This is a genomic window from Pseudomonas rhodesiae (assembly GCF_007858255.1).
GTDB lineage: Bacteria > Pseudomonadota > Gammaproteobacteria > Pseudomonadales > Pseudomonadaceae > Aquipseudomonas > Aquipseudomonas rhodesiae.
Window position 1 is genome coordinate 23,870 of the sequence record NZ_VFEU01000009.1, and the last position, 24,414, is coordinate 48,283.

The 24,414-nt window shown below is 61.7% G+C and carries 17 protein-coding genes; 14 read left to right on the forward strand and 3 right to left on the reverse strand.

Going from position 1 to position 24,414, the window contains the following annotated elements; genetic code table 11:
- Positions 1 to 65: 65 nt before the first annotated feature.
- A complete protein-coding gene (pgm, locus tag FIV35_RS15190) occupies positions 66 to 1,709 on the forward strand; it encodes a phosphoglucomutase (alpha-D-glucose-1,6-bisphosphate-dependent) (RefSeq protein WP_034138130.1) in 1,644 nt (547 codons plus the stop codon).
- Between the two features lie 124 nt (positions 1,710 to 1,833).
- On the opposite strand, the gene FIV35_RS15195 is transcribed toward pgm, so the two are convergent.
- Complete coding sequence (locus FIV35_RS15195; protein WP_034113648.1) at positions 1,834 to 2,529, reverse strand: pirin family protein; 696 nt, start codon at positions 2,527 to 2,529, stop codon at positions 1,834 to 1,836.
- A gap of 219 nt (positions 2,530 to 2,748) precedes the next feature.
- Between FIV35_RS15195 and FIV35_RS15200 the strand changes: the two genes are divergently transcribed.
- Complete coding sequence (locus FIV35_RS15200; protein ID WP_034138129.1) at positions 2,749 to 5,196, forward strand: UvrD-helicase domain-containing protein; 2,448 nt, start codon at positions 2,749 to 2,751, stop codon at positions 5,194 to 5,196.
- Positions 5,197 to 5,254: 58 nt separating this feature from the next.
- Here the strand turns inward: FIV35_RS15200 and FIV35_RS15205 are convergent, their stop codons facing one another.
- Positions 5,255 to 5,527: a DUF1652 domain-containing protein gene (locus tag FIV35_RS15205; RefSeq protein ID WP_034138128.1), complete on the reverse strand. Its 273-nt coding sequence runs from the start codon at positions 5,525 to 5,527 to the stop codon at positions 5,255 to 5,257.
- A gap of 257 nt (positions 5,528 to 5,784) precedes the next feature.
- Here FIV35_RS15205 and FIV35_RS15210 point away from each other — a divergent pair, with 257 nt between their 5' ends.
- The 12 genes from FIV35_RS15210 to FIV35_RS15265 all read left to right on the forward strand — a co-directional run bounded on the left by FIV35_RS15210 (position 5,785) and on the right by FIV35_RS15265 (position 23,931).
- Positions 5,785 to 6,594: a helix-turn-helix transcriptional regulator gene (locus tag FIV35_RS15210; protein ID WP_034138127.1), complete on the forward strand. Its 810-nt coding sequence runs from the start codon at positions 5,785 to 5,787 to the stop codon at positions 6,592 to 6,594.
- A gap of 49 nt (positions 6,595 to 6,643) precedes the next feature.
- On the forward strand, positions 6,644 to 8,050 hold the full coding sequence (locus FIV35_RS15215) for an NAD(P)/FAD-dependent oxidoreductase (protein ID WP_034138126.1): 1,407 nt from the start codon (positions 6,644 to 6,646) through the stop codon (positions 8,048 to 8,050).
- Positions 8,051 to 8,076: 26 nt separating this feature from the next.
- On the forward strand, positions 8,077 to 8,418 hold the full coding sequence (locus tag FIV35_RS15220) for a cupin domain-containing protein (protein WP_034138125.1): 342 nt from the start codon (positions 8,077 to 8,079) through the stop codon (positions 8,416 to 8,418).
- A 60-nt stretch (positions 8,419 to 8,478) separates the two neighbouring features.
- Positions 8,479 to 9,558 carry a polyamine ABC transporter substrate-binding protein gene (locus FIV35_RS15225; RefSeq protein ID WP_034138124.1) on the forward strand — a complete coding sequence of 360 codons (1,080 nt, stop codon included), beginning with the start codon at positions 8,479 to 8,481 and terminating at the stop codon, positions 9,556 to 9,558.
- Positions 9,559 to 9,985: 427 nt separating this feature from the next.
- On the forward strand, positions 9,986 to 11,419 hold the full coding sequence (locus tag FIV35_RS15230; protein ID WP_034138123.1) for a serralysin family metalloprotease: 1,434 nt from the start codon (positions 9,986 to 9,988) through the stop codon (positions 11,417 to 11,419).
- 49 nt (positions 11,420 to 11,468) lie between these two features.
- The gene (locus FIV35_RS15235; protein ID WP_034113656.1) at positions 11,469 to 11,840 is read left to right on the forward strand and encodes an AprI/Inh family metalloprotease inhibitor; all 372 of its coding nucleotides are present in this window, start codon (positions 11,469 to 11,471) and stop codon (positions 11,838 to 11,840) included.
- Between the two features lie 104 nt (positions 11,841 to 11,944).
- Entirely contained in the window at positions 11,945 to 13,696 is a 1,752-nt protein-coding gene (locus FIV35_RS15240; RefSeq protein WP_034138122.1) for a type I secretion system permease/ATPase, read from the forward strand.
- Positions 13,693 to 14,994 carry an HlyD family type I secretion periplasmic adaptor subunit gene (locus tag FIV35_RS15245; protein WP_034138121.1) on the forward strand — a complete coding sequence of 434 codons (1,302 nt, stop codon included), beginning with the start codon at positions 13,693 to 13,695 and terminating at the stop codon, positions 14,992 to 14,994. Before FIV35_RS15240 ends, FIV35_RS15245 begins: the two co-directional genes overlap by 4 nt.
- Positions 14,995 to 14,996: 2 nt before the next feature.
- Complete coding sequence (locus FIV35_RS15250; protein WP_034138120.1) at positions 14,997 to 16,340, forward strand: TolC family outer membrane protein; 1,344 nt, start codon at positions 14,997 to 14,999, stop codon at positions 16,338 to 16,340.
- A gap of 18 nt (positions 16,341 to 16,358) precedes the next feature.
- Complete coding sequence (gene eprS, locus FIV35_RS15255) at positions 16,359 to 19,316, forward strand: autotransporter serine peptidase EprS (RefSeq protein WP_034138119.1); 2,958 nt, start codon at positions 16,359 to 16,361, stop codon at positions 19,314 to 19,316.
- A gap of 43 nt (positions 19,317 to 19,359) precedes the next feature.
- Entirely contained in the window at positions 19,360 to 22,404 is a 3,045-nt protein-coding gene (locus tag FIV35_RS15260; RefSeq protein WP_034138118.1) for an autotransporter serine protease, read from the forward strand.
- Positions 22,405 to 22,506: 102 nt separating this feature from the next.
- Positions 22,507 to 23,931, forward strand: a complete 1,425-nt coding sequence (locus FIV35_RS15265; protein WP_034138117.1) for a polyurethane esterase — start codon at positions 22,507 to 22,509, stop codon at positions 23,929 to 23,931.
- 109 nt (positions 23,932 to 24,040) lie between these two features.
- Here the strand turns inward: FIV35_RS15265 and FIV35_RS15270 are convergent, their stop codons facing one another.
- Positions 24,041 to 24,265: a YgdI/YgdR family lipoprotein gene (locus FIV35_RS15270; protein ID WP_034097805.1), complete on the reverse strand. Its 225-nt coding sequence runs from the start codon at positions 24,263 to 24,265 to the stop codon at positions 24,041 to 24,043.
- Positions 24,266 to 24,414: the final 149 nt, after the last annotated feature.

Here is a 24,414-nt window from a genome sequence, read left to right on the forward strand (position 1 = left end):
GCGCAGTAGTCCAACTCTCAGTAAACTGGCATTTTTTCCGAATTCTTCCTTTCCGAGGTTTATGCATGACAATCAGTCCTTTTGCGGGCAAACCGGCACCGGCCCAATTGCTGGTGGATATCCCGCGACTGGTCACGGCTTACTACACCGGCCAGCCTGATGCAGCGATCTCCACCCAGCGCGTGGCGTTCGGGACCTCCGGGCACCGTGGCAATTCGTTCGAGCTGAGCTTCAACGAATGGCATGTTCTGGCCATCAGCCAGGCCATCTGCCTGTACCGCGAAGCGCAGGGCATCAACGGCCCGCTGTTCGTCGGCCTGGACACCCACGCATTATCCACTCCCGCCGGTGCCAGCGCGCTGGAAGTCCTGGCCGCCAACGGCGTCCATGTCATGCTGGCCGAAGGCGACGAATACACACCGACCCCGGCCATTTCCCACGCGATCATTTGCTATAACCGCGGGCGGACCAGGGGCTTGGCTGACGGCATTGTGATCACGCCCTCCCATAACCCGCCGCAAAGTGGCGGCTACAAGTACAACCCGCCTAACGGTGGTCCGGCGGACACCCACGTCACCAAGTGGATCGAAGCCAAGGCCAATGAGCTATTGGCCAACCGGCTCGTTGGGGTCAAACGTATCACCCACGCCCAGGCGCTCAAAGCCGACACCACCCATCGCCATGACTACCTCAATAGCTACGTGGCCGACCTGATTAACGTGATCGATATGGACGCCATCCGCAGCGCCGACCTGCGCCTGGGCGTCGATCCGCTGGGCGGAGCAGGGGTGCGCTATTGGTCTGCGATTGCCGAGCACTACCGTCTGAACCTGGAGGTGGTGAACACCGAAGTCGACGCCACCTTCCGCTTCATGAGCGTCGACTGGGATGGCCAGATCCGCATGGACCCGTCCTCCAGCTACGCCATGCAAGGCTTGATCGGCCTCAAGGAGCGTTTCGACGTGGCCTTCGCGTGCGATCCGGACCACGATCGCCACGGCATCGTCACCCCGTCCGGCGGCCTCTTGGCGCCGAACAACTACCTGGCCGTGTCCATCGATTACCTGTTCCAGAACCGTCCTGACTGGCGCGCCGACGCTGCCGTAGGCAAGACCGTGGTCAGCAGTGGCCTGATCGATCGCGTGGCCACGCGCATCGGCCGCCGCCTGTACGAAGTGCCGGTGGGCTTTAAGTGGTTTGCCGACGGCCTGTTCGAAGGCTCCCTGGGCTTCGGCGGTGAAGAAAGCGCCGGCGCATCGTTCCTGCGCAAGGACGGCACGGTGTGGAGCACCGACAAAGACGGCCTGATCCCGGCGTTGCTGGCGGCGGAAATGACCTCGCGCAAAGGCCAGGACCCCAGCCAGCTGTACCGTGGCCTGACCGATGCCCTGGGCGAACCGTTCGCCATTCGTGTCGACGCCAAGGCCACCCCAGCGCAAAAAGCCCTGCTGGGCAAACTGTCGCCGGAACAGGTGACCTCCACCGAACTTGCCGGCGAGCGCATCCAGCAGATCCTCAGCCACGCGCCGGGTAACAACCAGGCCATCGGCGGCCTGAAAGTGATGACCGAAAACGGCTGGTTCGCCGCACGCCCATCGGGCACCGAGGACATCTACAAGATCTATGCCGAGAGCTTTGTGGGTGAAGAACACCTCAAGCGATTGGTGCAAGAGGCGCAGGTGTTGGTAGACGGCGCCATCGCCGAATAACACCGCAACGCTTTGTAAGAGGGGGCTTGCCCCCGATGGCGGCATTTCAGTCCACTGGTCCAGGGACTGACCTGCCGCCAAGGGGGGCAGGCGTCGCCGCCGATTTTGGCTGTAAGGCGTCAGGTCAAGCCAGATCGACCAGCACGATCTCACTGTCCTCAATGGCCGTAACCCGTAGCAGTTGTTCATCCTCGATCGCTACGCCATCGCGGGCTTGCGCCCTTACACCATTGACCTCAATCACCCCGGTGGCTGGCACCAGATACGCTCGGCGCCCGCCCTCCAGGCGGTACTCAGCGACTTCACCGGCTTTCAGATTCGCCGCCACCAGGCGCGCATCCGCACGAATGCGCAGGCTTTCGCTATCGCCGGCCTTGCCACTGGCCAAGGTGACGAAGCCTTCGCGCTCACCCTGTGGAAACGGCTTGGCACCCCAGGATGGGGGCAGGCCTGCTTCATTGGGGATAATCCAGATCTGGAAAATCTTGGTCGGTGTGGCTTCCAGGTTGTATTCACTGTGGGCGATCCCCGTGCCAGCGCTCATGACCTGCACATCGCCAGCCTCGGTGCGGCCTTTATTGCCCAGGTTATCGGCGTGGCTGATGGCGCCTTCGCGTACATAAGTGATGATTTCCATATCGCGGTGCGAGTGCTGGGGAAAGCCCGTGCCCGGGGCAATAATGTCGTCGTTCCATACCCGCAGGTTGCCCCAGTGCATGCGCTTGGGGTCGTAGTAGTCGGCGAAGGAAAAGTGGTGATGGGCGTCGAGCCAACCGTGGTGGGCGCCGCCCAGGGCGCTGAAAGGTCGCAGTTCAAGCATGATCGTCTCCTATGGATGGTGCCTATCATCCAGCAACGCTTGATCGAGAAAAAGCGTAAAAAACGCTCCATTCTTATCGACTGATTCGATTGGATTCCCGCGTTTCAACATTCACTTCATCGCCTAACTGCCTGATGGCACAGCAATTGGCTGGTACTGCGCGGCGATTCCGGCGACCATGGGGTACTGCTCACAGCCCAGCCCATTGCAGGAGTCCGCGTGTCGCAACAAAAGCCTGATCTGCCCCCAGAACTGCTACCCCTGGCTCAGATGCCGTTGTTCAAACGCCTGGCGGCGCGCCTGTTTGGTCATGGCCTGACCCGCCTGCGCGCCCAGCACCGGTTTTCCTGGCTGCATGGGCAAGCCGATGGTTTTCGCAGTGGGCATGAAGCGGGCGTGGAATACGGTTATCGCGAAGGCAAGGCCGATGGCATCGAGGAGGGGCGGCAAGTATTGCTGATCCGCGATTTCCGCCCGGACGCGCACACAGCTCCCGGGATAGACGACAGCCTGTTCGATGACTGGCGCCTGCCGCTGACCGCCGACATCAAGAAGCGCATCAAGGCCGACGTCGCCCGTCTCTTACCGCCCCACGCTCAACCGAGTACGGCCCAGTGGAAGATGATCTTCAGCGAGACACCCTCAACCTCGGTGATCGCCGGGGCCGGCGCGGGCAAATCCACGTCATTGGTGTTGCGTATCCTGCTGCTGACCCATTACCTGGGCTTCGAGCTCAGCTCGATGACCGTGGTGACGTTTACCCGCGAGTCACGCCAGGATTTCATTCGCAAGCTTATGGAGATTATGAGCCTGTGGGGCCAACCCCTTGATGCCAAAGAGGCACAGGCGGTGGTGCGCACGTTCCACTCGCGCATCCTGCCGATGGTGCGCAGCCTGCCGGGCTTCGAGCGTTTGCAGGCGTTCGAAAACCTCAAGGCGGGCTTCGACGATGCCGACAGCAACCCGTTCGATCTGCGTATCAACGATGCCCAGCGCCAGCACCTGAACGCCTGCTACCAGCGTCTGCATCGCCAGCATCCGCGTTTTCGCGAGTTGATCGCGCCGCTGGCGCGCCACGGGTTACAACTCAAAGAACTGGAGCGCGACCATCCGGACGTGCAGAAGCGCATGGCAGTGACTGAGCTGGCCGCCCAGCGTGACGAAGAATTGTGCGATTTCATCGAGGACCTGTGGTTTCGCGCCGGGGCCTGGCCGATCAAGGGCATTGAGCCGAATCGCCAAACTGTTGAGATCAATGGCGCGCATTTCCACTGCCATGGCTACATTGCCGAATTGGACGCGTGGGTAGTACTGGGCTTCGACCCACGGGAAAACCCCCAGGTCAGCCGCCCCAATGCCAAGCTGTCAGTGCGCGCAGAGTGGGCGGTAAAGCGCACTCTGTTTCAAGCTTTCTGTCGTAAGCCATTGATATGGCTAGATAGTTATGAGTCATCCAAGCGCATGCTCAGCTGCCTGGCCGATGATGCCAGTGCCGGGCCAGGGTTTGATTACAAGGTCAAAGGTGAGCTGACATCGGCGCCGCTGCTGGACTGTTTTGTCACGGCCGCAGGCTTTATCGAGAACCTCGGACTGGACGTGCCCAGCGCCGTAGGTCGCATGAGCTTCGCCAAGGATGATCCGGACCGCTTGTTCTTCGAAGCGTTGAGTATTTTCTGGAAGGCGTTGGAAGACCATTTGCTCGACCAGAAGCCACCGATCATGACCTACAACCGCATGTTCTCGCTGTTCGGCGAAAACACCCCGGAAAACCTCAAGCTGCTCAGCGACCCGCTGTTAAGACCGTTGTCCCACTTGATGATCGACGAATTTCAAGACGTCTCACCGCAGATCGTTGGATGGATTCGCGCCAGCCTGCGGGAGATCCGCAGTCGCGGCCCGGCCATGCACGTGGGGCGCGGCGCGCAATACTCGTCGTTGCTGTGTGTGGGTGATGACTGGCAATCGATCTACGGCTGGCGGGGCAGTTCGCCCAAGTACTTTATGGCCTTCGACCAGGAATTCCCGTCACCGAGCACCACCCGTGTGATGCTGAGCGAGAATTACCGCAGCCACCAGCACATCATCGACGCGGCAGAGCACATCGTGCGTGCCGCGCCGTCGATCCCGGGTAAGAAGGCCAAGGCCAGCGGTGCGCCCAAGGCTCTGGTGCCGGTCAATGTGCTTGAGCGTGACGATGCAGCATTGGGGCGACGCTTGCTGGAGCATTATCAGCGTGGCGAAACAGTGCTGATGCTGTATCGAAAAAGTAGCGATAAGTTATTGATTCAAGAGCATATTCAGTCTGTAGTTAATCTGGATTCTAGCTTGCCCGCTGACTCGCGTCGGCTCAAGCAACTGACCTTTCACAGTGCCAAGGGCCTACAAGCGGATGCGGTTTTCCTGTTGGGGGATTGTCAGCACGTCACCCGCTCGCCGTATAAAAACCAGGTGTATCGCATGGCAGGCTTGGGTAAGGATGGCGACAACGAGCCCTATGACACCGCGCAAAAGGACGAGGTGCTGCGCTTGGCGTACGTCGGCATCACGCGGGCGGTCAGCCATTGCTATTGGTACGTGGAGAAGCCCGAAGGCCAAGCGGCGAATATGCCCAGGGCCTCGGAGCGGGTGGATGGCAAAAAGGCGTTTTTCGACGATCACCGTCACTGAAGGCCTGATGCAGTGGCCCTGCGGGAGGGAGCATGCCCTCCCGGTGCTGTGAATCGGTTCAGGCCTGCAACGAGAGCGGTGGCACAAAGGATTCCAACTCATCCTCCACCGCCTCGATAATCCGCTCGACATCGGCGGCGTCCATCACCGTGGCGCAGGGGATGCCGGCGATGGCGATCAGGGTTTCGCCGCTGGCGCGGTCGAACAGGCGGGCGACCATGCTGCCCGGCGCATCCATGCTGCCTTCAAAACCCATCGGATGAAAATGCCAGCGCATCAGCTGGCAGGCGTTGGGGAACGTCACTTTGTTCATGTTGCCCACCTTGTTCATTGAGCGCTTCCTTTAGCTCGCGGCAGGGGGCCAGGACCGTCACTGGTCGAGGCGTGTAGGACTTAAAAATAGCATTCGTTCGCAACGCCAATGTGACTTTTTTCGCCCCGTTCGGCGGTTGTTTGCCTTTCCCTTGACATGGATCATGCCCTGTCCAAAAGTTGGCTAAAGGCCATTATTCGGCTGCAGTGCCTGCACATTGAAGGCAGGGCGGAATTTCGGCAATCTCCACGCTTTATCCGCCCCCAGAGCCCTTTATGCCCGACATCGCCCCCGACGCCGACAGCCAGCTCACCCACGCCACGGGCGAACTGGTGCTGCGTCATCACCTTTGCTGGCGTCATCGCGACCTGGACGGAGTAATGGCCTACTACCATCCGGATATCCAATACCACGACTTTTTCCAGAACCGTGTGATCGGTTACCCAGAGCTACGTGAATACCTGCAGGCGAGCATGCCGCGTGCGGCGGACGAGGCGATCGAGCACACCGACCGCATCCGTGCCGATGGCGACACGGCGTTTATCCAGTACCGCATCACGCTGCGTGGTGGTCAGGGGCTGGTGTCCTTCCGCACCAGCGAGGCGATTACCGTGCGTGATGGGCTGATCTGGCGCGTCAATGAATACGCTTCGCTGGTGCATGAGCAACCGGCCCAAGCCCTGCGGCCCACGGTCAGCCGCCTTGGGCTGTCGCCCCAGCAACTGGGGCATATGGCCAACGACTTGCAGCAGTATTTCGACAGCAAGCAACCCTATCTCGACCCGGAACTGGACTTGCAGCGGGTGGCCAAAGAATGCGGTTACAGCCGCAACCAGATTTCCTACCTACTCAATCAGGTGCTGGGGCAGAGCTTCTACCGCTACGTCAACCAGGCACGCCTCCAGCATTTGCTGGCCGCGCTGAACACCGCCCAGGCGCCGATCAAGGTCGACGAACTGGCCTTTGCCGCGGGCTTCAATTCCCTCTCGGCGTTCTACAGTGCCTTTCGGCAGCACACCGGCCAGTCGCCCAAGGCCTACGTCAAACAAATTTCTCTGCGTGCACGCGCGCAAGACAGCCCCTGACACCGCCCTCTAGGATCCCATCTATCGAAACGCGGTAGAGGGAACGGGCATGTCGGCATGGCGCAATATCAGTTTATGGATGGATCAGGTGGGCGAGCCGCTGGTGGCGCGGCCATCCCTGACGCACGACCTGGATGTCGACGTGGCCATTATCGGCGCCGGTTACACCGGGTTGTGGACGGCCTATTACCTCAAGCGCCAGGCGCCGCAGCTGAACATCGCAATCATCGAGGCGCAAACCGCCGGCTTCGGCGCATCGGGCCGCAATGGTGGCTGGTTGATGGGCAACCTGTTGGGCGAAGACCGTCTGCTGGCCGGGCTGTCTGCTGAGCAGCGCCGTGCTTCCTTTGATTTGCTGCACGGCATCCCCGACGAGGTGGCCCAGGTACTGGCCCGCGAAGGCATCGACTGCGACTACCGCAAGGGCGGCGCGCTGTATTGCGCTGCGCGTTACCCCGAGCAGGAAACCAGCCTGCGCCGCTATCTGGACAAACTCTACGCCCAGGGCCTGACCGAAGCCGACTATCGCTGGCTGAGCCCGCAGCAACTGGCCGCGCAACTTCGCATCGCCAAACCTTATGGCGCGATCTACGCCCCCCATGTGGCGACTATCCAACCGGCCAGGCTAGTGCGCGGCCTGGCGCGGGTGGTCGAAGGCATGGGGGTCACCCTCTATGAAAACAGCCCCGTCACCCATTGGCAGTCCGGCAGCCTGCGCACTGACAAGGCCAGCGTACGCGCCACCTGGGTGGTGCCGGCTGTGGAGGGCTATGCCAACACCTTGCCACCTCTGGGCCGTTACCAACTGCCGGTGCAAAGTTTGATCGTCGCCACCGAGCCGCTGCCGAACAGCACTTGGGATGAGATCGGCCTCAGCCAAGGCCAAGCGTTCGGTGAGAGCAGCCGCCAAGTCACCTACGGCCAGCGCTCCGCCGACAACCGCTTGGTGTTCGGTGCGCGGGGCGGCTACCAGTTCGCCGGGAAGCTGCGCCATCACTTCGATTTGACCGACAGCGAAGTGCAACTGCGTCGCTACCTGTTTGGCGAACTCTTCCCACAGCTCAAGAACGTACGGATTACCCATTCCTGGGGCGGCAACCTGGGCATGTCGCGACATTTCCGACCACACATGCTGTGTGATCAGCGCACCGGTATTGCGCTATCCGGCGGCTACGGCGGGGAGGGCGTCGGTGCCACCAACCTGGGCGGGCGCACCTTGGCCGACCTGATTCTGGGCCGTGACACACCGCTGACACACCAACCCTGGGTGATCCGCGGGGGTGGTCTGGACGCCCTCAAGGCCTGGGAGCCCGAGCCGTGTCGCTGGCTGGGTTACAACGCGATCATCCGCAGTTTTGTCCATGAAGACCAGGTGTTGGCCAACCCCAACACCGCGCCCTGGCGGCGCAAGCTCGCCACGGGCGTGGCGCAGTTCATGGAAGGTTTTATGCACTAAGTCGTTTCATACACACGGGAGCCCCTATGAGCATCACTCAGTTCAAAGACGCGCTGAATGCGCATTTGCCGGATTCGTCCCCGGTCGCCGTGCCCTTGGGCGAGCCGATCGCGGTGGCGTCCACCTTGAGCGTCGAACGCAACGATGGCGTCGAGACGGGCATCTGGCAATGCTCCCCAGGCCGCTGGCGGCGCCAGATCCGCGCCCAGGAGTTTTGCCACTTTATACAGGGCCGCTGCACCTTCACCCCCGACAACGGTGAAACCCTGCACATCCAAGCCGGCGATGCACTGATGTTGCCGGCCAACAGCACCGGAATCTGGGACATCCAGGAAACGGTGCGCAAGACCTACGTCTTGATGCTGTAACGCTTTGATCCTTGATCGCCTGCCATAACAACAGCCCTAAAACCGCCAGGAAATCGAACCATGAAAGCCATTGCCCTGTTGCCCTTGATGTGGGTGGCCTGCGTCAGCCAGGCCGCCGAAACGGTGAAAATCTACAACTGGTCGGACTACATCGCGCCGGACACCACCAAAAACTTCCAGAAAGAGACCGGCATCGGTTTTACCTACGACGTCTACGACAGCAACGAAACCCTGGATGGCAAGCTGATGACCGGTAAATCCGGGTATGACGTGGTGTTTCCATCCAACCACTTTATGGCCCGGCAGATCCAGGGCGGTGCGCTGAAAAAACTCGATAAGAGCCAGTTGCCCAACTGGAAAAACCTCAACCCGGTGCTGCTCAAGGCCCTCGAAACCAACGACCCCGGCAATGCCCATGGCTTCCCGTACCTGTGGGGCAGTACCGGTATCGGTTACAACATCGACAAGGTCAAAGCCGTGCTGGGAGACAATGCCCCGGTGGATTCCTGGGACTTGATCTTCAAACCCGAAAACATGGCCAAATTGCAGAAATGCGGCGTAGCGATCCTCGATAACGGCCCGGAACTGCTGCCGGCGGCGCTCAACTACTTGGGCTTGCCGCACCACAGTAAAAAGCCTGAGGACTACAAAAAGGCCGAAGCCCTGCTGATGAAAGTGCGCCCTTACGTGGCCTACTTTCACTCCTCGAAATACACCGCCGACCTGGCCAATGGCGATATCTGCGTGGCCGTCGGTTTCTCCGGCGACATCCTGCAGGCCGAAAGCCGCGCCAAAGAAGCCAAGAACGGGGTGAATATCGGCTACAACATTCCCAAGGAAGGCGCCGCGATCTGGTTCGACATGGTCGCCATGCCCGCCGACGCCTCCAACGAAACGGCCGGCTACGCGTTTATGAACTACCTGCTGCGTCCGGAGGTGATGGCCAGCATCACCAACTACGTGCACTACGCCAACGGCAATCAGGCGGCGGATAGCCTGGTGGACCCGGCCATCAAGGCCGATACCAAGGTTTACCCAAGCCCGGACATGATGGGCAAGTTATTCGCCCTTGAAGCGATGCCGCTGAATATCGACCGTGTTCGTACGCGGGTGTGGAACACCATTCGCACCGGGCGCTGAGCCACTGGTGAGCGGGAAATCCCGCTCACCACAAGTACTCTTTTGCTTATGTCCCGGTATTGGGGGACAAGCGGGTTAATTTATTTCAGTAGTGGCGGTTTAATGTTGCCAATGACACCGTGACAATATAATCGCCAGCCTCTTGTGTGACGCTGTTCAAATTGAGCAGCGTTAAGGTTATTTAATATTTAAATAGGAGCGCTGTGTTTTTTGTCGGACGACAACCACAATACCCAATAAACACGGCCTGAGACTTCCAAGTGTTGTTTGCGTTGCACTTATTCAGCCGGCAAATAGATGTAGACGGAAGATTTCAAGTTGTGTCAGTTTTCTTACGCCTTCAAAAGAGGCGAGTGATAGGACGATCTCGCCAGCGGGGTTCCTATCGACCAAAGACTGATGCACTTGCAAACAAGGAAGTACGTTTATGTCAAAAGTAAAAGACAAAGCTATCGTGTCACTGGCGCAAGCCAGCACCGCTTACTCGCAAATCGATAGCTTCAGCCATCTGTATGACCGTGGCGGCAACCTCACGGTCAATGGCAAACCGTCCTACACCGTCGATCAGGCAGCCACCCAGCTGCTGCGCGACGGTGCCGCGTATCGGGACTTCGACGGTAACGGCAAGATCGATCTGACCTACACCTTCCTGACCTCGGCCTCTTCGAGCACCATGAACAAACATGGCATCTCGGGGTTCAGCCAGTTCAACGCGCAGCAGAAAGCACAGGCCGTACTGGCCATGCAATCCTGGGCGGATGTGGCCAATGTCACCTTCACCGAGAAAGCCAGCGGCGGTGATGCCCACATGACCTTCGGCAACTACAGCGGTGGCCAGGACGGCGCGGCGGCCTTCGCCTATCTGCCCGGCACCGGCGCAGGTTACGACGGCACCTCGTGGTACCTGACCAACAGCAGCTACACGCCGAACAAAACCCCGGACCTGAACAACTATGGCCGGCAGACCCTGACCCACGAAATCGGCCACACCCTGGGCCTGGCTCACCCTGGCGACTACAACGCCGGGAATGGCAACCCGACCTACAACGACGCGTCCTATGGACAGGACACGCGTGGCTACAGCGTCATGAGTTACTGGAGCGAAAGCAACACCAACCAGAACTTCAGCAAAGGCGGCGTGGAAGCCTACGCCTCCGGCCCGCTGATCGACGACATCGCCGCGATCCAGAAGCTCTACGGTGCCAACTACAACACCCGTGCCGGCGACACCACCTACGGGTTCAACTCCAACACCGGGCGTGATTTCCTCAGCGCCACCTCCAACGCCGACAAACTGGTGTTCTCGGTATGGGACGGTGGCGGCAACGACACCCTGGACTTCTCCGGTTTTACCCAGAACCAGAAAATCAACCTCAATGAAACCTCGTTCTCCGACGTGGGCGGCCTGGTGGGCAACGTGTCCATCGCCAAGGGCGTGACCGTGGAAAACGCGTTCGGTGGCGCGGGTAACGACCTGATCATCGGCAATAACGCGGCCAATATCATCAAAGGCGGGGCCGGCAACGACCTGATCTACGGTGGTGGCGGGGCGGATCAGCTATGGGGCGGTGCGGGCAGCGACACCTTTGTGTTCGGTGCCAGTTCCGATTCCAAGCCCGGTGCGGCGGACAAAATCTTTGACTTCACCTCCGGTGCGGACAAGATCGACCTCAGCGGCATCACCAAAGGCGCGGGCCTGACCTTCGTCAATGCGTTCACCGGGCATGCCGGCGACGCCGTGTTGAGCTACGCCTCAGGCACCAACCTGGGTACTCTGGCGGTCGACTTCTCCGGGCACGGCGTGGCGGATTTCCTCGTCACCACCGTTGGCCAGGCAGCGGTCAGCGACATCGTGGCGTGATGCACGGGCGCGGCGTTCCGGCGCCGCGCCTCCAGGATGGAGCATAAAGATGCAGCGTTTTTCCCTATTTTTAGTCGCCTGCGTGGTGCAGGCGACGTGCGTATCGGCAGGAGCCCACGCCATGGCGAGCAGTCTTGTTTTACCTTCCAGCGCCCAGCTGGCCGGGCATTGGCAGATGCAGCAACAGGATCAGGTTTGCGCCCTGGACTTGATCGAACAGGCCAACGCCTTGAGCGGCGACGTTGACTGTGTGGCGCAATGGTTGGGCGATAAGCCCTTGAGCTGGTCGCCGACCCCGGACGGGATCTGGCTGATGAACGCCGAAGGCACGGGCATCACTCACCTGAACCGGCAGAAAGAAGGCGAGTATCAGGCTAAAACAGCAACTGGCGCTGTAGTGAGACTGCACCGTAAACCTTAGTTGCAGTTATAACGCTATAACCTGTACTTATTAGTTGGCCGCTCCTTATATAAGGGGTTGGGGCAACTATTGCGTGTCGTTTGGTTCAAGGAAGAGCAGAAGATATGGCAAAGCCCCATGCCGTCGCGCCGTTATTCAAAGCGCTGGGTGAATACAAGAGCATTCTGATCAGCGTCGGCTGTTTTACCGCGTTGATTAACCTGCTGATGCTGGTGCCGTCGATTTATATGCTGCAAGTGTATGACCGGGTGCTGTCCTCCCAGAATGAAACCACTCTGGTGATGTTGACGCTGATGGTCGTCGGCTTCTTCGCGTTTATTGGCACCCTGGAAGTCATCCGCAGTTTTATCGTGATCCGCATCGGCAGCCAGTTAGAGCGGCGTTTCAACTTACGCGTGTATAAAGCTGCGTTCGAACGCAATCTGCAACGTGGCCAGGGGCATGCCGGGCAATCCCTGGGGGATTTGACCCATATCCGCCAGTTCATCACCGGGCCGGCGCTGTTCGCGTTTTTCGATGCCCCGTGGTTTCCCATCTACCTGTTTGTGATTTTCCTGTTCAACGTGTGGCTGGGCGTGCTGGCCAGTGCCGGCGCGCTGTTGCTGATCGGCCTGGCGTGCCTGAACGAATACCTGACCAAAAAGCCTTTGGGTGAGGCCAGCGGTTACTCGCAGCAGTCGACCCAACTGGCGACCAGCCATTTGCACAACGCCGAAACCATCCAGGCCATGGGCATGCTCGGCGCGCTACGCCAACGCTGGTTTGCCGTGCACTCGCAATTCCTGGGCCTGCAAAACAGCGCCAGCGACACCGGTTCGGTAATCACCTCCCTGAGTAAATCCCTGCGTCTGTGCCTGCAATCCTTGGTGCTGGGCTTGGGGGCGTTACTGGTAATCCGTGGCGACATGACCGCCGGCATGATGATTGCCGGTTCCATCCTCATGGGCCGGGTGCTCAGCCCCATCGACCAGTTGATTGCGGTATGGAAGCAATGGAGTTCGGCCAAGCTGGCGTATCAGCGCCTGGACGCATTGCTGCGCGAATTTCCCCCTGAGGTCGAGCAGATGGCCTTGCCGGCGCCCAAGGGCCAGGTGAGTTTCGAGCAGGTCAGCGCTGGCCCGCCGGGTCAGCGCAATGCAATCTTGCACCACGTCAGTTTCACCCTCGGTGCCGGCGAAGTGCTGGGGGTGCTGGGTGCGTCGGGTTCCGGCAAATCGACCCTGGCCCGCGTGCTGGTGGGCGTGTGGCCGACCCTGGCCGGCACGGTGCGCCTGGACGGTGCGGATATCCACCGCTGGGACCGCGACGACCTCGGCCCGTATATCGGCTACTTGCCCCAGGACATCGAATTGTTCAGCGGCAGCATCGCCGACAACATCGCGCGCTTTCGCGAGGCCGACCCCGAGCAAGTGGTGCACGCCGCGCAGCAGGCCGGTGTGCATGAATTGATCCTGCGCTTGCCCCAGGGCTATGACACGGTACTGGGAGACAACGGCGGCGGCCTGTCCGGTGGGCAAAAGCAACGTGTGGCCCTGGCCCGTGCCTTGTACGGCGCACCGCGCTTGATCGTGCTGGACGAGCCCAACTCCAACCTCGACACCGTCGGCGAAGCGGCACTGGCCAGTGCCATCGTGCAGATGAAGGCCCAGGGCAGCAGCGTGGTGCTGGTCACCCATCGCTCATCGGTGCTGGCCCAGGCCGACAAATTGCTGGTGCTTAACGAAGGGCGCTTGCAAGCCTTTGGGCCGAGCCAGGACGTGCTGCGCGCATTGTCCGGCCAACAGGAAGCGCCGAAGGAAAAACCCGGCGTGAGTTTCAGTCGTCAGTACCAGGCCGGAAGGAATCCAGGCGCATGAGCAGCATCACTCTTGAACAACGCGACGCCGGTTTCTTTGTGCGTATGGGCTGGCTGCTGACGGTGGTCGGCGCGGGCGGTTTCTTCCTGTGGGCCAGCCTGGCGCCGCTGGATCAGGGCATTCCGGTGCAGGGTACGGTAGTGGTGTCCGGCAAGCGCAAAGCTGTGCAAACCCTCAGCCCTGGTGTAGTCAGCCGCATCCTGGTGCGCGAAGGCGAGGTGGTCAAACAAGGCCAGCCGCTGTTCCGCCTCGACCAAACCCAAAGCCAGGCCGATGTGCACTCGCTGCAAGCCCAATACCGCATGGCCTGGGCCAGTGTGGCGCGTTGGCAGAGCGAGCGGGATAACCAGAGCAGCGTGACATTCCCCGCCGAACTGAGCGCCAACCCCGACCCGGCCCTGGCGCTGGTGCTGGAAGGTCAGCGCCAACTGTTCAGCAGCCGTCGCGAAGCGTTTGCCCGCGAACAAGCCGGCATCCGCGCCAATATCGACGGTGCCGTGGCGCAACTGGGTGGCATGCGCCGCGCGCGCAGCGACCTGACCGCCCAGGCTCAGTCCCTGCGCGAACAACTGAGCAACCTGCAACCCCTGGCCGACAACGGCTACATCCCGCGCAACCGCTTGATGGAGTACCAGCGTCAGCTGTCGCAAGTGCAACAGGATCTGGCGCAGAACAGCGGCGAAAGCGGCCGGGTGGAGCAGGGCATTGTCGAGTCGCGCCTCAAGCTGCAACAGCACCGCGAGGAATATCAGAAGGAAGTGCGTAGCCAACTGGCCGATGCGCAGTTGCGCAGCCTCACCCTGGAACAGCAACTGACCTCCGCCGGTTTCGACCTGCAACACAGCGAAATCACCGCGCCGGCCGATGGCATCGCGGTCAACCTGGGCGTGCATACCGAAGGCGCCGTGGTGCGCGCCGGCGAAACCCTGCTGGAAATCGTGCCCCAGGGCACGCGCCTGGAAGTGGAAGGGCATCTGCCGGTGCACCTGGTGGATAAGGTCGGCACCCATTTACCGGTCGATATTCTGTTCACCGCCTTCAATCAGAGCCGTACACCCCGGGTGCCGGGGGAGGTCAGCCTGATCTCCGCCGACCAGATGCTCGATGAAAAAACCGGCGCACCTTATTACGTACTGCGCACGCGTGTGAGCGACGCGGCGCTGGAAAAACTCCACGGTCTGGTGATCAAACCGGGCATGCCCGCGGAGATGTTTGTGCGCACCGGCGAGCGCTCATTGCTCAATTACCTGTTCAAGCCCTTGCTGGATCGTGCCGGCTCGGCGTTGACCGAGGAATGAGCATGAGAACCCTGTTCTTCGCCTTGCTGCTCACCTGCGCCAACGCCCAGGCGACTATGGGCCCGTTCGATGTGTACGAGCAGGCCCTGCGCAATGACCCGGTGTTTCTCGGCGCCATCAAGGAGCGCGACGCCGGCCTGGAAAACCGCACCATTGGCCGCGCCGGGCTGCTGCCACGGCTGTCGTACAACTACAACAAGGGGCGCAACAACTCCCAGGCCACCTTGCCTGACGGCCGTGGCGGCAATTATCACGACGACCGCAACTACAACAGCTACGGCTCCACCTTCAGCCTGCAACAGCCGTTGTTCGACTACGAGGCTTACGCCAACTACCGCAAAGGCGTGGCTCAGGCGCTGTTCGCCGACGAAAGCTTTCGCGACAAGAGCCAGGCCTTGCTGGTGCGGGTGCTGACCTATTACACCCAGGCGCTGTTCGCCCAGGACCAGATCGACATCGCGCGGGCCAAGAAAAAAGCCTTTGAGCAGCAATTCCAGCAGAACCGGCACCTGTTCCAGCAAGGCGAGGGTACTCGCACCGATATCCTGGAAGCCGAATCGCGCTATGAGCTGGCTACCGCCGAGGAGATCCAGGCCCTGGATGAGCAGGACGCCTCACTGCGCGAACTGGGCGCGTTGATCGGCGTGCCGAGCGTCGACATCCATGACCTGGCGCCGCTGAATCAAGGGTTCGCCGCCTTCACCCTGACCCCGGCCAATTACGACACCTGGCATGAGCTGGCGATCAGCAATAACCCGGTGTTGGCGTCCCAGCGCCAGGCCCTGGAAGTGGCGCGTTACGAAGTGGAGCGCAACCGCGCCGGGCACTTGCCCAAGATCACGGCCTATGCCAGTTCGCGCCAGCAAGAGTCCGACAGCGGCAACACCTACAACCAGCGCTACGACACCAACACCATCGGCGTGGAAGTCAGCGTGCCGCTGTATGCCGGCGGCGGCGTGTCGGCGTCCACGCGCCAGGCCAGCCGCGCCATGGAACAGGCCGAATACGAGCTGGAAGGCAAGACCCGCGAAACCCTGATCGAACTGCGGCGCCAGTTCAGCGCGTGCCTGTCAGGGGTGAGCAAGCTGCGCGCGTACCAGAAGGCCCTGGCGTCTGCCGAAGCCCTGGTGGTGTCGACCCAGCAAAGCATCCTCGGTGGCGAGCGGGTCAACCTCGACGCGCTGAACGCCGAGCAGCAGCTCTACAGCACCCGCCGCGACCTGGCCCAGGCGCGCTACGACTACCTCATGGCCTGGACCAAATTGCATTACTACGCGGGCAACTTGCGTGATACCGATCTGGCCAAAGTCGACGAGGCCTTCGGCCCGGTGAACCCACGCCCATAACAATAAGGACACCGTTTGATGAGCACTGACTCCTTGCGTTTCAAACCCTTCACCGCCGGTTCGCTGTTGCTATTGTCCATGACGGCCCAGGCGCAGTACCTGGAGGCCGGCCAGCCCGGTAACCCGGCCAGTTGGCGCTCAGCCGAGTACCTGAGCGACTGGGGCCTGGACCGCCTGCACGCCAACGAAGCCTACGCCGCCGGTATCGACGGCAGTGGGGTGAAGATCGGCGCGCTGGACTCGGGCTACGATGCCAACCACCCGGAAGCTGACAAAGCCCGATTCCACCCGGTCACCGCCACCGGCACTTACGTGGATGGCACTCCGTTTAACACCACTGGCGCGCTGAACCCCAACAACGACTCCCATGGCACCCACGTCACTGGCACTCTGGGCGCGGCGCGCGATGGCGTGGGCATGCACGGCGTGGCCTACAACGCCCAGATCTATGTGGGCAACACCAACGCCAACGACAGTTTCCTGTTCGGCCCGACCCCTGACCCCAAGTACTTCAAGGCGGTGTACAGCGCCCTGGTGGATTCCGGCGTGCGCGCGATCAACAACAGCTGGGGCAGCCAGCCCAAGGATGTCAGCTACCAGACCCTCGGCGACCTGCACGCCGCCTACGCCCAACACTACAACCGCAGCACTTGGCTGGATGCAGCCGCAGACGTAGCCAAGGCCGGCGTGATCAATGTGTTCAGCGCCGGCAACAGTGGTTATGCGAACGCTAGCGTGCGCTCGGCGCTGCCGTATTTTCAGCCGGAGTTGGAGGGGCATTGGTTGGCCGTCTCGGGGCTGGATAAAGCCAATAACCAGAAATACAACAAGTGCGGAATCGCCAAGTACTGGTGTATTTCCACGCCGGGCGCGCTGATCAACAGCACCATTCCCGACGGTGGCTACGGGGTCAAATCCGGCACATCGATGTCGGCGCCCCATGCCACCGGCGCCCTGGCGCTGGTGATGCAACGCTACCCCTACATGACTAATGAACAGGCGTTGCAGGTGCTATTGACCACCGCCACCCAGCTCGACGGCTCGATCACCCAGGCGCCCAACACCACGGTTGGCTGGGGCGTCCCCGACCTCGGCCGGGCGATGCACGGGCCGGGGCAATTGCTGGGGGCGATGAACGTCAACCTGGCGGCCGGGCAGGCCGATGTGTGGAGCAATGGCATCAGCGACCAGGCGCTGATCCAGCGCCAGGCCGAGGACCGCGCCGAACACGTCGCCTGGCAGCAGACCCTGATCGATAAAGGCTGGCAGAACGGCGTCGGCGCCAATGCCAGCCAGCAGGACCAGACCGACTATGGGGTCGGCAACGCCCGCGACCAGGCTGCCGCGACGCGTGTCTATGAAGGCAGCCTGATCAAATCCGGCGCCGGCAGCCTGGTGCTCAACGGCGACAGCACCTATCGCGGCGCGACCACCGTCAACGGCGGCCTGCTGGCGGTAAACGGCACATTGACCTCGGCCGTGAGCGTCAACGACAGCGGTACCCTCGGCGGCTCGGGGCGTATTGGCGCGCTGACGGTTAATCGCGGAGGCCGGGTGGCGCCGGGCAACTCCGTGGGGACCCTGCAAGTGGCCGGCGATGTGACGCTGGGCGCAGGCTCCACCTATGCTGTGGAGCTGACCCCCAGCAGCAGCGACCGCATCGTGGCGGGCGGCAAGGCGCTGCTCGACGGCGGCACGCTGACCCTGGCCCTGGAAAATAGTCCGACCTTGCTCAGCGGTGCACAGGCGCAGAGTCTGATCGGTCGCCAGTACAGCATCCTCCAGGCCGCTGGCGGTATCGAAGGCCAGTTCGGTCAGGTGCTGCCCAACTACCTGTTCCTCGGTGGCAGCCTCGATTACGCCGCCGGCGGTGTGCAGTTGCAAGTGGTGCGCAACGACGCCCGTTTCGCCAGCGTCGGCGCCACGCGTAACCAACGCAACGTGGCCACCGCCGCCGAGCAACTGGGCGCGGGTAACCCGGTGTACGAAAGCATGGTGCGCAGCGAGTCTCTGGCCGCCGCGCAACAGGGGCTACAGCAGTTGTCGGGGGAGATCTACCCGGCGATCGGCGCGATGCTGATCAACGACAGCCTGCAATTGCGCGATGCGGTGGGCGAACGGCTGCGCCATGTACCCACCAGCGGCGAGCGCAACCTGTGGCTGAAGGCGCTGGGTGCCTGGGGCAAGACCGATGCGCGCAGCGAAACGGCGGGTGCCACCACCTCCCTTGGCGGCGTGCTGGCCGGTGTGGACGGCGCACTGGACGAGCAGACCCGTGTCGGCTTGGTCGCCGGCTACAGCGACAGCTCCCTGAGCTTGGGTAGCAGCACGCACTCATCGGCTTCCATCGACAGCTACCACTTCGGCGCCTATATCGGGCGGGAGTGGGGCAACTGGCGCATGACCGGCGGCGCTGCCTACAGCTGGCATCGCGGCGATGTGAAGCGCGACCTGCAATACGGCGACGTCAGCGGCAAACAGAAAGCCAAGCTGGAGGCGCGCACGGCCCAGCTGTTCACCGAAGCGGCGTATCGCATTCAACTGCAACCGCTGGCGCTGGAACCGTTCGCCAACCTGGCCTATGTGCACCTGGACAGCGATGGCTTGCACGAAAAAGGCGACGCCGCCGCGCTGCAACGCGGCAGCGACCGTCGCGACGCGGTACTCAGCACCCTGGGCACACGCGTGTTGAAAACCGTCGCGCTCAATGACCACCAGCAGCTGGAACTCTCCGGTTCGCTGGGCTGGCAGCACAGCCTTACCGCCGTCGAATCCGAAGAGCACCTGGGGTTTGTCGCCGGCGGGCCTTCGTTCGCCGTGCGCAGTTCGCCGCTGTTGCGCGATGCCGCACTGGTAGGTGTGCAGGCCAGCCTGGCGCTGAGTGCATCGACGCGGGTCAACCTGGATTACCACGGCCAACTGGCTGGGCGTGAAAACACCCAAGGCGTGGGCCTGAGTTTGAACTGGCAGTTCTGAAGCGATCTACACACCTGCAATAAGAAAACTAAGGAAGGTCACCGTGAATATACGCAAATCAGGGGTCATCACCGCCGTACTGGCCAGCCTGGGGACGGCCCAGGCCGCACCTTATGTAGAAACCGGCAAGCTGGGCGACGCGGCGAGTTGGCGCAGCAACGAATTCAAGGCCGACTGGGGCCTGGGCGCCGTCAACGCCGACAGCGCTTATGCCGCCGGCTACACCGGCAAGGGCGTCAAACTGGGGATCTTCGACCAGCCGGTGTACGCCCAGCACCCGGAGTTCGCCAGCCCCGGCAAGGTGGTGACGATTGTCACCGAGGGCATTCGTCAATACACCGACCCGTATATTCCGGTCAAAGCCGGCGACGCGTTTCGCTATGACGGCACACCGTCCCTTGGCTCCAACGGCAAACTGGGCAACCACGGCACCCACGTCGGCGGTATTGCCGCCGGCAACCGCGATGGCGGGCCGATGCACGGCGTGGCGTTCAATGCGCAAATCATCAGTGCCGAGAACGGCGATCCTGGGCCGGAAGACGGGATCATCCTGGGCAACGACGGCGCGGTCTACAAAGCCGGCTGGGACGCTCTGGTGGCCAGCGGCGCGCGCATTATCAACAACAGTTGGGGCATCGGAATCGGTGACCAATACGCCCAGGGAGGCCGCGACCCGGCGTACCCGAATTTCACCGTCAACGAAGCCCAGGCGCAGTTCGACAATATCCGGCCGATCCTCGGCACCCTGGGCGGCGGTGCCTATGACGGTGCGATCAATGCCGCGCGCAGCGGGGTGCTGACCATCTTCGCCGCTGGCAACGATTACAACCGCAACAACCCGGACGCGATCTCGGGCCTGGCGTACTTTGTGCCGGACATCGCGCCGAACTGGCTCTCCGTGGCCGCATTGCAGCAAAATCCGGATACCAGCAGCGCCAATCCGTATGTGATCAGCACCTTCTCGTCGCGCTGCGGTTACGCGGCGAGTTTTTGCGTGTCGGCACCGGGCACCAAGATCTACAGCTCGGTGATCAACGGCACCAGCCTGGACAACCTCACCACCGACTACGCCAACTTCAACGGCACGTCCATGGCTGCGCCTCATGTGGCCGGTAGCGCGGCGGTGTTGATGGAACGCTTCCCGTATATGAATGGCGAGCAGATCTCCACGCTGCTGAAAACCACCGCCACAGATCTGGGCGCGCCGGGCATCGACTCGTTGTATGGCTGGGGCATGATCAACCTGGGCAAGGCGGTCAACGGCCCGGGGATGTTCGTTACCGCAGAGGACATTCCTGCCGAATTCCGTATCGACGGCGCGTATGGCAGCGGCCAGTTCGTTGCGGACTTGCCGGGCATCGGCGCGGTAGTAGATGCCGGCAAACCGACCCAGCGCGTCTGCAACGACGTGCACTGCGGCCTGGATGTATGGAGCAATAACATCAGCGGGCATGGCGGCCTGACCAAACAGGGCATCGGCGCCTTGGTGCTCACCGGCACCAACACCTACAGCGGCCCGACCCTGGTGAACCAGGGGCTGCTGGCGATCAACGGTTCGGTGACATCGGCTGTGACCGTCGGGCAGAGCGGTGTGCTGGGCGGCTCCGGTCGCGTCGGCTCGCTGCTGGCAACCCGCGGCGGCACGGTGGCGCCGGGTAACTCCATCGGTACGCTGAATGTGGCCGGTGACGTAACCTTCGAGCCCGGCTCGACCTATGCGGTGGAACTGTCTCCTACCAGCAGTGATCGCATCGTGGCCGGTGGTACCGCCACCCTCAACGGCGGCACTGTGACCCTGGCTCTGGAAAACAGCCCGACTCTGCTCAGCGGCGCCCAGGCGCAGAGCCTGATCGGTCGCCAATACAACATCCTGCAAGCCGCTGGGGGTATCAACGGCAGCTTTGGCGCGGTTCTGCCGGATTATCTGTTTATCGGCGGCACCCTGGACTACGCCGCCTCGGGCGTGCAACTGGATGTAGTGCGCAATGCCAACAGCTTCGCCAGTGCCGCGGTTACCGATAACCAACGCGCCGTTGCGGCTGCCGCTGAGCAATTAGGGGCGGGCAATGCGGTGTATGAGAGCCTGCTGACCGCGCCGAATGCCGCTTCGGCGCAGGACGCGTTCCAGCAATTGTCCGGTGAAATCTACCCGGCGCTGCAGACGGCACTGCTCAATGACAGCCGCTACCTGCGCGAAGCCGTGGGCGAGCGCTTGCAGAACGGCGAGATGGGCGCCACCAGCCAGACTGTCGACAGCCGTGGCAACGTGTGGGTCAAGGCACTGGGCGCATGGGGCAAGACCGACAGCCGCAGCGACACCGCAGGCTATACCACCTCCATCGGCGGCATGCTCGCCGGGGTCGACGGCGCGCTGGATGACGACACCCGCCTGGGTTTGGTCGCCGGTTACAGCGACACCTCGCTGAATATGGGCAGTGGCACCCACTCGCGGGCAGCGGTGGACAGCTACCACTTCGGTGCGTACGCCGGGCATGAGATCGGCGCCTGGCGCCTGAGCGGCGGCGCTACCTACAGCTGGCATCGCGCCGATGTGAAACGCGACCTGCAATACGGTGAAGTGGCTGGCAAGCAGAAAGCCAAAGTCGATGCGCGCAGCACCCAGGTGTTCGGCGAAGCGGCGTACCGCGTCAACCTGCAACCGCTGGCGCTGGAGCCGTTTGCCAACTTGGCCTATGTGCATCTGGACACCGATGGCGTCACCGAAAAAGGCGACGCCGCCGCGCTGAAAACCCGTGACGACCGCCGCGACCTGGTGCTCAGCACCCTCGGTATGCGCGCCCTGAAAACCTTCAACGTCAATGATCACCAGACACTTGAGGTGTCCGGCACCTTGGGCTGGCAGCACAACCTGAGCAGCGTGGACGCCGAACAGCACCTGGCATTTGCCTCGGGCGGTCCGTCGTTTGCCGTGGAAAGTGCGCCGATGGTCCGTGATGCGGCCTTGGTGGGCGCTCGCGTAAGCCTGGCGTTGAGCAAGGACGCGCGGGTGAATTTTGACTACAACGGCCTGTTGGCGAGCAAAGACAAGGTGCATGGCGTGGGCTTGAGCCTCGACTGGGCATTCTGAGCCGAGAGCGGGTTTGCTGTGGCAAGCCCGCTCACTACCAGGGCAAGCGTTTAGAGGGTGATGGACGTTCTCGATAAATTTAACAACAAGAGAGGCAATATCATGGGCGTGTTTGACTATAAAAACCTTGGGGCCGAGGGCTCCAAAGCGTTGTTTGCCGATGCCATGGCGATCACGTTGTATACCTACCACAACCTGGATAACGGCTTTGCCGTGGGCTACCAGCACAATGGCCTGGGCGTCGGCTTGCCGGCTATTCTGGTCGGCGCATTGCTCGGCAGTACGGACTCCCAGGGTGTGATCCCAGGCATTCCCTGGAACCCGGATTCGGAGAAGGCCGCGCTCGAAGCGGTGCAGAAGGCCGGCTGGACGCCCATCAGCGCCAGCACACTCGGGTATACCGGCAAGGTCGACGCCCGGGGCACGTTCTTCGGCGAAAAGGCCGGCTATACCACGGCCCAGGTCGAGGTGCTGGGCAAGTACGATGACGCGGGCCAGTTGCAGGAAATCGGCATCGGTTTTCGCGGCACGTCTGGCCCAAGGGAAACACTGATCACCGACTCCATCGGTGATCTGGTCAGCGACCTGCTTGCGGCGCTGGGTCCCAAGGATTACGCGAAGAACTACGCCGGCGAAGCATTCGGCGGCTTGCTCAAGAACGTCGCCGAGTATGCGGCGGCCCACGGTCTGAGCGGCCAGGATGTGCTGGTCAGCGGCCATAGCCTCGGCGGCCTGGCGGTCAACAGCATGGCCGACTTGAGCGACGCCAAGTGGTCCGGGTTCTATAAGGACGCCAACTACTTGGCCTACGCCTCACCGACCCAGAGTGCCAGCGACAAGGTGCTTAATATCGGCTACGAAAACGACCCGGTGTTCCGCGCTTTGGACGGCTCATCCGCCAACCTGTCGACGCTCGGTATTCACGACAAACCCCACGAGTCCACCACTGACAACATTGTCAGCTTCAACGATCACTACGCCTCGACCCTGTGGAATGTGCTGCCGTTTTCCATCGCCAATCTGCCGACCTGGATCTCGCACTTGCCGACCGGCTACGGCGACGGCATGGGGCGCATTCTGGAGTCAGGGTTCTATGAACAGATGAACCGGGACTCGACGATTATCGTGGCCAATCTATCCGACCCGGCACGGGCCACCACTTGGGTGCAGGACTTGAACCGCAACGCCGAACCGCACACAGGCGACACTTTTATCATTGGCAGCGATGGCGATGATCTGATCCAGGGCGGCAAGGGCGCGGACTTTATCGAAGGCGGCAAGGGCAATGACACGATCCGCGACAGCAGCGGGCATAACACCTTCTTGTTCAGCGGCCAGTTTGGGCAGGATCGGATTATCGGTTATCAGCCGACGGATAAACTCGTGTTCGAGGGTGTGGCGGGCAGCGGGGATTACCGTGATCACGCCAAGGTGGTGGGTGGGGATACGGTGATCAGTTTCGGGGCGGATTCGGTGACGTTAGTGGGCGTTAGCGGGGTGTTGGGGGAGGGGGTTGTGATCGGCTGAAGGGGCAGGGAGGGGGCTGGTTGGGCGCTACCGGGGGCTAGCCCCCTCCCACCTTGGTCCCCCTTCCACAGTGTGCTTTCCTTCAGACTGGCGCTTTTGCGCGTTGGGATCAGTCTTCTTTGCGGACGGTGGCCACGTCATCGGCTTTGACGCGGATGCGCTTGCCGGCGATATCGGTGAATTCGTAGAACCCGTCTGCGGTTTTGGTTTTAGGTGAGTCTTTGGTCAGGTATTGCGTGCCGTTTTGCAAAGTGACGACGGTTTGCGTGGCGCAACCGGCCAGTGCCAGAAAAGTGAGCGCAACCAGCGGCAGACCCAGATTCTTCATGTTCATAACCCTTACCTTTAACCTTGAAAAGTCCCGCGCCAGACGCAGCGGGGTATAAATGTTACGCCATCGGCTTCCCCATCAGATCACTTTTATACAAAAAGTTGCGTGCGCCATTTATCTATTACCGATTGCAACACAGCCACGGCGACGGC

Bases quoted from the DNA above. Each gene is read 5' to 3' on its own strand.
- pgm (WP_034138130.1), top strand. From the start codon at position 66: ATGACAATCAGTCCTTTTGCGGGCAAACCGGCACCGGCCCAATTGCTG.
- FIV35_RS15195 (WP_034113648.1), bottom strand. From the start codon at position 2,529: ATGCTTGAACTGCGACCTTTCAGCGCCCTGGGCGGCGCCCACCACGGT.
- FIV35_RS15205 (WP_034138128.1), bottom strand. From the start codon at position 5,527: ATGAACAAGGTGGGCAACATGAACAAAGTGACGTTCCCCAACGCCTGC.
- FIV35_RS15210 (WP_034138127.1), top strand. From the start codon at position 5,785: ATGCCCGACATCGCCCCCGACGCCGACAGCCAGCTCACCCACGCCACG.
- FIV35_RS15215 (WP_034138126.1), top strand. From the start codon at position 6,644: ATGTCGGCATGGCGCAATATCAGTTTATGGATGGATCAGGTGGGCGAG.
- FIV35_RS15220 (WP_034138125.1), top strand. From the start codon at position 8,077: ATGAGCATCACTCAGTTCAAAGACGCGCTGAATGCGCATTTGCCGGAT.
- FIV35_RS15225 (WP_034138124.1), top strand. From the start codon at position 8,479: ATGAAAGCCATTGCCCTGTTGCCCTTGATGTGGGTGGCCTGCGTCAGC.
- FIV35_RS15230 (WP_034138123.1), top strand. From the start codon at position 9,986: ATGTCAAAAGTAAAAGACAAAGCTATCGTGTCACTGGCGCAAGCCAGC.
- FIV35_RS15235 (WP_034113656.1), top strand. From the start codon at position 11,469: ATGCAGCGTTTTTCCCTATTTTTAGTCGCCTGCGTGGTGCAGGCGACG.
- FIV35_RS15240 (WP_034138122.1), top strand. From the start codon at position 11,945: ATGGCAAAGCCCCATGCCGTCGCGCCGTTATTCAAAGCGCTGGGTGAA.
- FIV35_RS15245 (WP_034138121.1), top strand. From the start codon at position 13,693: ATGAGCAGCATCACTCTTGAACAACGCGACGCCGGTTTCTTTGTGCGT.
- FIV35_RS15250 (WP_034138120.1), top strand. From the start codon at position 14,997: ATGAGAACCCTGTTCTTCGCCTTGCTGCTCACCTGCGCCAACGCCCAG.
- eprS (WP_034138119.1), top strand. From the start codon at position 16,359: ATGAGCACTGACTCCTTGCGTTTCAAACCCTTCACCGCCGGTTCGCTG.
- FIV35_RS15265 (WP_034138117.1), top strand. From the start codon at position 22,507: ATGGGCGTGTTTGACTATAAAAACCTTGGGGCCGAGGGCTCCAAAGCG.
- FIV35_RS15270 (WP_034097805.1), bottom strand. From the start codon at position 24,265: ATGAACATGAAGAATCTGGGTCTGCCGCTGGTTGCGCTCACTTTTCTG.